Genomic DNA, 12,763 nt, shown 5'->3' with positions numbered 1-12,763 from the left:
CAATAAAGATGGCTACTAATTAATTATTAGTAGCCATCTTTATTGCTTTTTCGAACGAAATAGGCTTGCTGTAATAATAGCCTTGAGCTATATCACACTCATGCTCTGATAAACAATTCTTTTGATTTTGGCTTTCGACTCCCTCTGCTATTACAGTAAGTCCTAGCTTATGGGCCATAGAAATTATATCCTCTGCTATTGAAACTTCCAAATTATCCTCAGTTATCCTATTTATAAAGCTTCTATCAATTTTGAGCTTATCTATATTCGTCTCTTCAAGCATTGAAAAAGAGGAATATCCTGTGCCGAAATCATCAAGTGATATTTTTATTCCAAATCTACGAAGTCTATCCAGTTGATTGTTAACAAGCTCAAAATTATCAATAAGCAACGACTCTGTAATTTCTAATTCTATTTGGCTTTTGTCACAATCACATTCCTCTATTATGCCTAGAATAGTTTTTACAAAATCACTTCTAAGGATTTGAGCTGCTGATATATTAATTGCTACCCACTGATTAAATATATTGTGCTGATTTAAAGTTTTAATAAACTCGCAAGATTTCTTCAAAACAAAATTACCTAATTCAACTATAAGAAGTTTTTCTTCGGCAATAGGAATAAATTCCATAGGCGAAACATGGCCTAAATCTTCAGACTTCATCCTAGCTAAAGCTTCGAAACCAAGTATTTTACCTGAAATGATATCTACTTGAGGTTGAAATTCTACATATATAATTTCCTGCAAGGGATCTGCTAATGCCTTTCTTAATTCACGCTCTATTTTATTTTGTCTAATTAAAGCCTCTTCCATGTCTTTATTAAAAAACACATAGTTTACAAAGGTATCCCTTTTTACATTTTTTAAGGCAATAGCTCCATTTTTCATAATTCTATCAAGCTCTAAATCCTCTTCATCCAGCTTAACTATTCCTAACTCTACTGTAAGTGAATAATCGCTATTGCTTAAGTCAAGGGATGTGCTAAAAACATTGTTTATTTGGGCAATTAAGCTCAATATTTCATTTTCATCTGTATAATTTTCTACAAACAATAAAAATCTATCAGATTCCATTCTAAATAATGTAGTTTTTACAGTATTTATATTTTTGAGATTTAAAGCTATTTTCTTAATTACTTCATCTCCAAAAGCATATCCATAGGAAATATTTACTGCGCTGAAGTTTTTTATATTGATGAAAATAAGTGCCTGATTTTGAATATCGCTTTTAGCTAGCAACGGCTTTATATATTCTTCAAAGTAATGCTTGTTGGGAAGATTGCTAAGCTTGTCATAAAATCCTATGTCAAAATACCTTTTGCTTTTACTATAAAAGCTACTGACAATGTATCCTAATATACATAGTACTATCAAATAAATTACTAAGCCATTCATAATAATAAGCCTAGAGCTTTGTCTTATAGACTCAGTATCATAATATATTGCCAAGGTTCCAATCTTAACTCCATCAAAATTAATAGGCTGATAAAATTGATAATACTCATCGTTTTTATTTTGAGCAATAAATCCCGATTCTTCGTTCTTTTCAATGATTTCCCTGATTCTAGGATTAGTTATTTTTACTCCAGTCAGATTATAATCAGTGCTATTTACAATACGTAACTCATTATCTATAAATAATACTTTCTCAAGAGAATTAATCTCCTTAAGTGTTGTTATAAGATTTTGAATCTCAAAATCATTTAAAAACTCATGAATTTTTTCAGCCCTTATACCTATTTGAACAAAAGAGCCATTGTCTAGCTTATAATATCCATATTTGAAATACACTCCAGACTCCGTGTCAGGTCTAATCTCTTCTATTAGACTATTGCTGTTACCTGTCATAAAATTATAAACTGGATGTCCCTCAAAAGCCTTCCACCCAATATACTCATTGACATTTGTCTTTACAATTACTCCTTGAGGATTGTAAATATGGATATCGTCAACTCTATATTCATCAGCTAAAGCATCAAGTTGACTGCTTTCTAAGGTATTTAGCTTAGTAGCTATACTTTCGCTAGCTATATAAAGTTTTTCTTCAAGCAGCTCAGATATTATTTCCTTTGCATTTGCCGCATTTGACAAATTATTTGAATACCTTTAGCTATTTTTGTGGTTTCTTGGTGAAGTAGGTTGTATTGGCTCTTTATTCTATCTTGTAGCACAATAAAAGTTATCATGGAGTAACACATCGAAAGAATTATAAACAATGCTATATATTTCTTAGAGTCTACTGCTTTTAGTTTTTCCATAGTTAACTCCCTTCACCTAAGATCTACAAACTCCTAAGCTTAAAGTTTAGTCCAGTTACCCTTATTATTAAATTTAGATATATAAAGCGCTTCATCAGCTTTATTTAATAAATCCTCGTAATCTGTAGGCCAGCTATCAATCCAAGCAAGTCCAGCAGATATTCCTATACTATAATCCTTTCCATCTGGAAGCTTTATAGTATTGCCTTTAATATATGAAAAGAACTCATTCATACAGTCTTCTATTTCTTGCTTGCTCGTAAACCCATAAAGGAGTAAAACAAACTCATCTCCAGAGCGTCTTCCAAGCAGCATCTTGTTTCTCTGAGTTATGTTATTAAGTCTTTGAACAGCTTCTTTTATATAGAAATCTCCCCATTTATGACCATAGGTATCATTCATATTTTTCAGATTATCTAAATCAAACATAACAAGTGCAGAGCTTTTTAATGGATTTTTGAATAGTAATTGCTCCATATAGCTTTGAAAAGCTCTTCTATTTAGAAGTCTAGTAAGTGGATCAATATCTCTATCCATTCTTATTTGGAGCTTCTCCTTCATCTCTTCAGTAATATCTTGAATAACTCCAATTGTAGTATCTGAAGAATCGGTCATCTTTAGCTTAACCCATCTTGGATATTCTAGATTTATTTTATAAACACCTTCCTCATTTTCCTCAGGATTATTTAGAAGTTCGTTTAATTTATTCATAAAATTAGTTTTATTTTTATCATCAAGGTCTAAAATAGTGTAAAGTTTTTCTGTTACAAAAATGTCATCACTGTTATTTTTTATCTCAAAAGCAGCGATTGGCAAATCAAATAGCGAAATTACTCTAGTTAGTCTAGATACAGACTCCAGTCTTTCATTATTGGCTTCTTGCATAGCCTGTGCGAGTTCATCCACCTCAAGTAAGCCAGTAGGCTCTACTATCATAATTTCATTTTTATTACTTTCTCTTACTTTTTTAGAAAGATCCACAATTGGTTTTGAAAATCTATAACTAAAATACACACCTCCAAATATTCCTACTATCAAGGCTATAATGAATGCTCCCCATAATATACTTTGGGTTCTATATACATATGAGAACAGCTCGTCCCCTCTCATAAATCCAACTAGATACCATGACTCTCCTTCAAAAGGTGTATTTGGCTGATACAGCTTTAGTTCTTCTACACTGGCATAAATATCATAACTGCCAGTGTGGTTTAAAAGCTTATAGATCCCAAAGTCTTCATTTTCAATAAGCAGATTTAGCGGTTCATTTTCTACTAAATATCTTTTTTGGAGTGCGCTTACTATTACTGATGGTATTGGCTTAGAATCATTTGTTGGTTTATGCGTTAAAATATAGCCAAGTGAATCCTTTAGCTTCAAATCAGTAGCTGGAAGCATTTTAATCATATGATTGAGTGTAACTTCTATGCCTACTATGCCTTTTAGATTGTTCTCAGAGTCAAATATAGGCATGGAGTAAGTCATTATTTGCAAATCAGTATCCGATAATTTAAATGGCTTGCTCCAGTAGCCTAAAAGTTTAGGGTCATTTGATAAATTAGCGAGATTAAGAGGTTTTTTTATAAAATCATGATTATCACTTGTTAATCGTAAATCATAGCTCCACATCTGATCTAAAGGTACCTTGAGTTTTTTTGCTATCTCAGAAGGTCCAACTACTACATATAAATCTTTAAAAGAAAGATTATCAGACAAAGGATCATAATCTCTAAAATAAAGTCCCGGAACATTATTATCATTTATATCGTCAGTAAGCAATATAAAAGCTCCCGTTGCCTTTGTAGTTCTCAGCATTTCTATTAACTCCGAAGACAAACTATCTAGTAGTAGCGTATCTGTCTCATAGGTCTTAGAAAGTTTTTTTGATATTTGAGACAAGAATGGGTCTACATTTGTCCATCTATTTTTCATCTCAAGCTCTAAATATGCTTTTCTACCTTGTACTTTATCGCTAAAGGATTCATAAGCATTTAATTTAGCTTGTCTTAAAACTCCTCCATTGACTAAAACAGCTATTAAAAACAAAGACTGTATTACAATTATAATAATCGCAAAAATAGTCAATCTATATACAATTGAATTTCTTTGTCTCAATATCCGTCTCATGATAACGTCCTTATCCTTTTAGAATTTTGTTGGCATTATTTACTAAATCCTCGTACCATTTTTCAAAGCTAGGCATACTGGTTAGCTCTTCTATAGCCTGAGCTCTTTCATCCATCTTCATATTGCTTGAATCTAAAGCCTCTAAGTCTGTTGTAACCTTGTCAAACAAGCTGGTTTCTAAAAATCTTCTCATCTCATAGCTCTTATCAAAGGGCTTATTGCTGTATAGCTCATAGGTTTCCAGCATTTTGCTAGTTGTTTTTATAGTCGACTTTATAGATTCACTATTAATATTGTTTTCCTCAAGAGCAGCTAATAATATTTCTTCGCTTAAGGCTTCGTTTTTAACTGGAAAATATCCAGTAGTTATTGCAAATTTGACGTTTTGTTTTGTATCTGTAAACCATTTCAAAAACTCTGCTGATGCATATTCATGTGCATAGTCGCTCTTTGTCATACATATTCCTGCTCCCTGCTGAATAGCTACTGGATTTCCACTTTCGAAATGTGGGTAAGCTATAGTGAGAGGTTCTATTTGTACTATATTATCTTGACTAAAGGTAACTTCTGTTGGGAAATATGATGCACCAGCAGTTGAGCCTACATAAGCAATTACACTTCCTGTCTTTGCATCGTCAGAGCTGAATCTGCCAGTTTTTGCAAAATGCTTGTTTATATATGGTACATAATAGTTTTGCCATACCTTATAAGCTGAATCTTTTGATAGGTTAAACTCAGCAGAGCCGTCTTCATTATATTTATATATTTCATTTTCAAGCTGCATAGCTGCTTGTATCATATAGTTCGCATTTGAATCAATTCCAAAAAAGCTCTTTCCAGTTTTTTCATAGTATAAAGCAGCTACTTCAGTGAGTCCTTCCCAGGTTTGAAGCTTTTTATCGTCTATGGAATTTTCACTAGCAAACTCCTCCCAGGAGGTTTTATTTATAAATAGGTTTTCTGTTGATTTTGCAATAGGCATTATATACAAGCCTTCATCAAACAAAAAATTGCCTTCTTCTAAAAATTCTTTTCTATATTCATTTAACTCCTCTTGAGTAAAATACTGTTCTAAGTTCACAAGACCTTTTATTTTGTGAACCGTAAGCGCTGTATCTGGATAAGCCGCAAAAAGATCTGGCATAGGAGAAGAACCTATTGCCTGATTAACAGAATTTTGTACTGATGTAGCTAACTGGTCTACATCTCCTTGACTTTGAGCATCTACAACAATCCCTTTTTCCATACCTACAGTTTCATTAAATTCAGATACTATCTCATCAAATTTTTCTTTTATATTTCCATTATAATAATGCCATAATACTACAGTAACTGGTTTTTGAGGATCTAAGGGATTTTCTTTCTCTGTAGGTTTACTAGAGCAGGAAGTGAAAGAAAAAAGAATAGTCAAAATACAAAAAATACTAAGGACACTTTTATAAATTTTCATAAATCATCTCCTACAAAATTATATATGTAATAATTTTTAACTTTTCTTCTCAATATAACTACAACCGCTCCTTGACAATAGAAGCGGTTGCAACAATATAATTAATATCTGTCTTTTATTTCTCTTTCCATCCTGCGCTGAGCATCTTTTTTGGCAAGAGATTCTCTCTTATCGTAATTCTTCTTACCTTTTGCAAGAGCAAGCTGTACTTTAACTTTCCCACGCTTAAGATACATGGAAAGAGGTATGAGGGAGTAGCCTTTTTGAGTAGTTTCTCCTATAAGCTTTCTAATCTCCTGTTTATGAAGTAAAAGCTTTCTTACTCTAAGAGGGTCTACATTAAAAATATTTCCTTGTTCATATGGGCTGATATGCACTTGCTTTAGAAAAACCTCTCCGTTATCAACACTTGCATAGCCCTCTCCTAGGTTTACTTTTCCAGCTCTTATTGATTTTACTTCTGTTCCCTTTAGTTCGATTCCGACTTCATACGTTTCTATGATTTCGTAATTGAATCTTGCTTTTCGATTGGTTGCTACGGTTTTCGAACCTTCCATTTATATCACCTTTATCTGCTTTCTTTTAGCCTCTTAGCCATTTCTTTAGCTATCTCTGCACATTTTTCAAGGTCATCAATTGCAGGTGAGCATTTAACTTCAACTACATTTTCTATAAAATCATACTGGCAAGTTTCGCCAAACTCTTTTAATGTTTTAACTGCTCCCCCACTCCAGCTATACGAGCCGAAAACTCCTAAAATGTGGTTTTGAATATTGTTCATTTTGATTACATTTACAAGGTTGCTCATTATTGGGAAAAGTCCGTTGTTGTAGGTACAGCTTCCAAGGATTAAGCCCTTGTACTTCCAGATTTCATTTATAATATGTGAGTTATGAGTTTTGGATACGTCATACATCTTCACATCTTTGATACCTTCTTCAGCAAGTACTCTTGCTATAGCCTCTGCCATGATAGAAGTGTTTCCGTACATAGTACCGTATACTATTACAACACCTTCATCTGTGTCAAATTTACTCCATTTATCATATAGAGAAACTATCTTTTCAGGCTTGCTTCTCCATACTGGTCCATGCACAGGGCATATCATAGATATATCAAGTCCAGCTAGTTTTTTTATAGCTACTTGAACTTGCTTACTATGCTTTCCAACTATATTAGAATAATATCTTCTAGTTTCTGATTCATAAAAATCCCAGTTTATTTCATCATCAAAAATAGGACCATCTAAAGCACCAAAACCCCCAAAAGCATCTTGGGAAAATAATATTTTATGCTTTGATTCATAGCTCACCATAGACTCTGGCCAGTGAACCATAGGAGTCATATAAAATGTAAGCTTTTTATCTCCTAAATCTAAAGTATCGCCTTCTTTAACTTCAATGAAATTTCCGGTTACCCCATAAAACGCTTCTAAGAAATCTTGAGTTTTTTTGTTTCCTACAAGCTTTACATCTGGATACATATCTATTACAGATTTTATAGAGCCTGAGTGGTCTGGCTCCATATGATGAATTACAAGGTAATCAAGTGGCTTATCTTTTAGGATGTTTTGAATTTTTACTAAGAAGCTATCTACTTTAGTAATTTTCACTGTATCTAAAAGTACATTTTTTTCTCCAGTTAAAAGATATGAGTTATAGCTTATTCCGTTATCTAGCGGCCACATATTTTCAAACAAATGGGTTTCTCTGTCATTTACTCCAATATAATGTACATCTTCATGAATCTTTACTGACAAGGTATTCATAAGGTTATAGCACTCCCCTTCAGACTATAATTTTTATTATTTTTTAACGATTCAATTTTTGAATTCTTTTTATAAGTTTATATACATAAACCATATTATCATATTTTACATGATTTTTTAACGAAAAAATTAAATTAAGCTAGGACAAAGTTCACTTCTCTAAGAGGTATATTGACACTATCTACCTTGATATTTATTTTATCTCCGATTTTGAAGGTTTTTTTCGTATGCTCTCCAAATAACAAATAATTTTCTTGATCGAAGATATAATAATCATCTGAAAGATTGTTAAGTCTTATTAGACCTTCTACTGTGTTGTAAAGCTCTACAAACATACCAAATGAAGTAATTGAAGAAATAACTCCTTCATATTCTTCTCCTACATGGTTCTTCATATACTCAGCTTTTCTAAGGTCTTCAACTTGCCTTTGGGCTTCATCTGCTTCTCTTTCTCTTATAGAAGACTGCTCTGATGCCTTCTCAACTATAGCTTTTAATCTATTAAGTCGTTTTTCATTTAGAGACTCATCAATAGTTTCTTTTATTATCCTGTGAATCTGAAGGTCAGGATATCTTCTAATAGGAGAAGTAAAATGAGTGTAATACTTAGCTGCAAGTCCAAAGTGACCAGTACAAATCGGTGAATATCTGGCTTGCTTAAGAGATCTAAGCATAAGAGTTGATATTACTAACTCTTCCTTAGTATTTTCTATATCTCCAAGCAATTTTTGCAGTTCTTTTGGGTGGATTTCCTCGACATCACCTTTTAAAGTATATCCAAAAGCTCCTATGAACTTAACAAAATCTCTTATTTTTTCAGGATCTGGATTCTCATGAACCCTGTAAACAAACGGAATCTGTGCCCAGAAAAACTGTTCTGCCACTGTTTCATTTGCTATAAGCATAAATTCCTCAATTATTCTATTTGCTATTCTTCTATCATACTTAATTATATCTGTAACATTTCCTGCTTCATCCATAAGAATCTTGCTCTCTGGAAAATCAAAATCCATGGCTCCTCTTTGACTTCTTCTTGCAGTTAATATCTTTGCTAACTCCTCAGAAAGCTTTAGCTTATCTAAAATATAGCTGTATTTTTGTTTTAGCTCTTCGTTGTCATTTTCTAAAATATCAGATACATCTTCATAAACTAATCTAGCTTTTGAGTTAATAACTGTTTTTTTGATTTCATGACTTACAACCTTGCCTTTTTCATCTATTTCCATAATGCATGATAAGGTAAGCCTGTCTACATCTGGATGAAGCGAGCATACTCCATTTGAAAGTTTTGGTGGGAGCATAGGAATAACTGTATCTACTAGATAGACAGAGGTTCCTCTTTTTAGAGCTTCATCATCTAGTGGAGCTCCTTCAGTTACATAATGAGTAACATCTGCTATATGGACACCTAGCTTGTAATTTCCGTTATTTAACTTTTCAATTGAAATTGCATCGTCTAAATCCTTGGCATCAGAGCCATCTATGGTATATATAAGTTCATTTCTAAGATCTAGTCTTGAGTGAATTTCTCTTGGATCTATGTCTTCTGGTATTTCATGCGCTTGCTTTAGAACTTTCTTAGGAAACTCCTCTGGCAAACCATTTTGCTTGATAATTGAAAGCAGGTCTACACCTTTTTCTCCTTGTTTTCCTAGAATTTCTTTTACTTTGCCTTCTGGATTTCGCCCTTTTTGAGGATATTTAGTTATTTTACAAACTACTATGTCTCCGGTTTTAGCTCCCATTGAATCTTTTTTTGCTATAAAAACATCTGCTGTAAGCCTTTTATTATCTGATATTACAAATCCAAAATTTTTAGAAGCTTCGAATTTTCCTACAATTTCTGTATAGCCTCTTTCTATTATTTTAATTATCTCGCCCTCAGTACGACTCTGAGTAGTTTCGCTTTTCACCACTCTTGCTATTACTCTATCTTGATGCATAGCACCATTTAATGCACTTGCTGGAATAAATATATCTCTTTCTCCTTCTACTCCTGTATCTAAAAATGCAAATCCCTTTGGATGCACGCTTAATTTCCCTACAAATAAATTCATTTTCTGTGGAAGTCCATACTTTTCTTTTTTCGTTTTGTATATTAGGCCTTCCTCTTCCATTTCATATAGTATGCTGTTTAAAATATCTTTATCTGCTTTACTAGCGCAAAATATTTGACATAATTCAGTTTTACTAAGAGGGCTGTATGCCTCTTCTCTCATGAGCTGTAATATGCTCTCTTTTATACTTAGTTTCATTATTTTCCCTCCTAATTTTTGCTTGCTTTTGTGTTATACCCCTTTATCTGGCTTTAATTCATTGACACCGCTTATTATTAAGGATAAAATTATATAGTTATGGATATATATTTTATCAAATGGAATAAGGAAGGTATTTATGTCGGAACAAACAACGAGTTTTATAAATGAAGTAAATAGAAGAAGAACCTTTGCCATCATCTCACATCCCGATGCTGGTAAGACCACACTTACAGAAAAATTTTTGCTCTACGGAGGGGCAATACGCTTAGCTGGCTCTGTAAAATCAAGACGTTCTCAAAAGCATGCAGTTTCAGACTGGATGGAAATAGAAAAGCAAAGAGGTATTTCTGTTACTTCGAGTGTACTTCAATTTGATTATAGCGGATATTGCATTAATATACTAGACACACCTGGTCACCAAGACTTCAGTGAGGATACCTATAGAACACTTATGGCTGCTGATAGCGCTGTTATGGTTATCGACTGCGCAAAGGGTGTAGAGGACCAGACAAAAAAATTATTCCATGTATGTAAGATGCGCGGAATTCCAATATTTACATTTATAAACAAAATGGATCGTATGGGTAAAGACCCTTTTGAGCTTATGGAGGAAGTCGAAAGTGTACTTGGCATTCGCTCTTATCCTGTAAACTGGCCTATTGGAGCTGGAAGAGATTTCAAAGGTGTTTATAATAGACAAAAAAAGCAAATTGAGTTATTTAAAGATAGCAACCACGGTCAAAGCCAAGGAAATGTAATCAGCGGTGATATTAATGATCCAAAGTTCAACGAGCTACTTGGTGAAACTCTTCATTCACAGCTACTAAGCGATATTGAGCTTCTAGATATGGCTGGAGATGAATTTGATATGGAAAAAATCCTATCTGGGGAACTAACGCCTACCTTCTTTGGTAGTGCCCTTACAAATTTTGGTGTTGAGCCATTTTTGGAGTCATTCTTAGAAATGACTACTCCTCCTACTCCAAGACAAAGTAGCAACGGTCTTATTGACCCAAAAACAGATAATTTTACAGGCTTTATATTTAAGATTCAAGCTAATATGGACCCTACACATAGAGATAGAATTGCATTTTTGAGAATATGCTCAGGCAAGTTTGAAAAAGGTATGTCAGTAAATCACGTTCAGGTGAATAAAAAAGTGAGACTTGCTCAGCCTCAGCAGTTTATGGCTCAAGATAGAGTAATCGTAGACGAAGCTTACCCTGGAGATATAATAGGTATTCATGACCCTGGAATATTTAGAATCGGAGACACTTTGTGCGCTGATAATTCAAAGACTAAATACGAAGGAATCCCACTTTTTGCTCCTGAGCATTTTGCAAAAATATTTGCTAAAAACTCTCTTAAGCGAAAGCAATTCCAAAAAGGAATTACTCAGCTAGCTGAAGAAGGAAGTATCCAGGTTTTCAGAAGACCTAATATAGGTATAGAAGAGCTAATCGTCGGAGTTGTAGGCTCACTTCAGTTCGAGGTATTAGAGTACAGATTAAAAAATGAATATGGAGTAGATGTAATAATGGAAAGAACTCCATATAGATATATCAGATGGGTTGAAATGGAAGCCTTCAATCCTTCAAAATTCTCTGTTACTATGGATACCATGATAGTTGAAGACGAAGATTCACATCCTGTTTTATTATTCCAAAACGAATGGTCTATCAATATGGTAAAAGAACGTAATGAGACTGCTGTTTTAAAAGAAATTTCATTTAGAAAGTAAGAACTGAGATTAAACTACTTAAACGATAACTGATTTTTTGAGTTATTAATATTTAGTTTAATCTTTTTTCGTAATATAATCGTAACGATAAAATCTGCATAATGTAATATTTATACTATATCATTACCTTAAGAGGTGATGTAGATGAAGCCTAGAGCTTTTTATGCTGTTATTCTTTCAGCAATATGTATTTTGACTACAAATATATCCTATGCGGCTACAGATTATTCTATAAGCCGTAAAGTAGAAATAGTTTTAGATTCCAAAAGAGACAATGCTCTTAGTTATCTAAAATCTAGGATAAGCACTGTTAACCTGACATTAAATGGCAAAAGAGTCAGAAATTCTGATATTTATTTTAGAAACAATGAGCTTATGCTTCCAATACGAAATGTAGCCGAGGCATTTAATCTTGATTTAAGCTGGGATTCAAAGACAAGAACAGCTTCCCTCGATGATAAGGCTATCGTTGCTAAAGCTACTACCAACGACTACTATTACAGCTATGGTGCTATGGCTGATATCAGACTTGATATCACACCAGAGGTTAGAAATGGAAGAATGTATGTGCCACTTGATTTTTTATCAGAAGTCTTAAAGGCAAATGTAGGTATGGATGGCAGTAAAATTACAGTAACTTTAAATGTAGCTCCAGCAAATGTTGCTATTAAGATGCATGAAATCGCTAAAAGTCAAATATCTTCTCTTCAAGATGGAGGTATAAACAATATCAAAATCAATATCATGTACATAGGAGACAAGACTGGATATGTAGTTTACGAAGGGACTATGGTAAAAAATTCAGCTTCCTATAAAGTACTGACATCTAAAGCTTTTGATATCAAAAATGGAAATGTAATTCCTATAACAAGAGCCGTTTCTAGCAAAAATATGGATGCATTTAAAACTAAAGTTGAAGCTTATTCCAACTCAGTAAAATTAGATGAAACTACAAACTACTATATAAGACCTATAGATAATAAACTCTTTTTTGTGATATTGATGCAGGATTCAAAAGGAAATTACTATGAAGTTCAAATTCCTTTTGAAAAAGTCAGTGACCTGTTAAGCTTAAGATAAATATATAAACCGTCATTTAAACTGGATGAGTGCTTCCTTACTTAGGTAGGCAGTTATTTTAACTGCCTACTTTAAAGAAC

At 33.2% G+C, this 12,763-nt stretch carries 8 protein-coding genes; 2 read left to right on the top strand and 6 right to left on the bottom strand.

The genetic code is table 11. The features are described 5' to 3' along the window. Window positions 1-19: 19 nt before the first annotated feature. The 6 genes from CLOST_RS03560 to rnr all read right to left on the bottom strand — a co-directional run bounded on the left by CLOST_RS03560 (window position 20) and on the right by rnr (window position 9,859). Entirely contained in the window at window positions 20-2,092 is a 2,073-nt protein-coding gene (locus CLOST_RS03560; protein ID WP_013360879.1) for a putative bifunctional diguanylate cyclase/phosphodiesterase, read from the bottom strand. 206 nt (window positions 2,093-2,298) lie between these two features. After that, window positions 2,299-4,386, bottom strand: a complete 2,088-nt coding sequence (locus tag CLOST_RS03550) for a sensor domain-containing diguanylate cyclase (protein WP_081455058.1) — start codon at window positions 4,384-4,386, stop codon at window positions 2,299-2,301. A gap of 10 nt (window positions 4,387-4,396) precedes the next feature. Continuing rightward, window positions 4,397-5,836 carry an extracellular solute-binding protein gene (locus CLOST_RS03545; RefSeq protein ID WP_013360877.1) on the bottom strand — a complete coding sequence of 480 codons (1,440 nt, stop codon included), beginning with the start codon at window positions 5,834-5,836 and terminating at the stop codon, window positions 4,397-4,399. Window positions 5,837-5,937: 101 nt separating this feature from the next. After that, entirely contained in the window at window positions 5,938-6,393 is a 456-nt protein-coding gene (smpB, locus tag CLOST_RS03540) for an SsrA-binding protein SmpB (protein WP_013360876.1), read from the bottom strand. An 11-nt stretch (window positions 6,394-6,404) separates the two neighbouring features. Beyond that, on the bottom strand, window positions 6,405-7,604 hold the full coding sequence (locus CLOST_RS03535; RefSeq protein WP_013360875.1) for an FprA family A-type flavoprotein: 1,200 nt from the start codon (window positions 7,602-7,604) through the stop codon (window positions 6,405-6,407). 134 nt (window positions 7,605-7,738) lie between these two features. Beyond that, window positions 7,739-9,859: a ribonuclease R gene (gene rnr / locus CLOST_RS03530; RefSeq protein ID WP_013360874.1), complete on the bottom strand. Its 2,121-nt coding sequence runs from the start codon at window positions 9,857-9,859 to the stop codon at window positions 7,739-7,741. Between the two features lie 139 nt (window positions 9,860-9,998). Here rnr and CLOST_RS03525 point away from each other — a divergent pair, with 139 nt between their 5' ends. Together CLOST_RS03525 and CLOST_RS03520 are read left to right on the top strand one after the other, a co-directional pair. Then, on the top strand, window positions 9,999-11,603 hold the full coding sequence (locus CLOST_RS03525) for a peptide chain release factor 3 (protein ID WP_013360873.1): 1,605 nt from the start codon (window positions 9,999-10,001) through the stop codon (window positions 11,601-11,603). 144 nt (window positions 11,604-11,747) lie between these two features. Beyond that, complete coding sequence (locus CLOST_RS03520) at window positions 11,748-12,683, top strand: stalk domain-containing protein (RefSeq protein WP_013360872.1); 936 nt, start codon at window positions 11,748-11,750, stop codon at window positions 12,681-12,683. Window positions 12,684-12,763 lie beyond the last annotated feature (80 nt).

This window comes from Acetoanaerobium sticklandii, from assembly GCF_000196455.1.
Lineage (GTDB): Bacteria > Bacillota > Clostridia > Peptostreptococcales > Filifactoraceae > Acetoanaerobium > Acetoanaerobium sticklandii.
The sequence above is the reverse complement of the archived record's forward strand: the minus strand, read 5'-3'. Positions and strand labels throughout refer to the sequence as shown.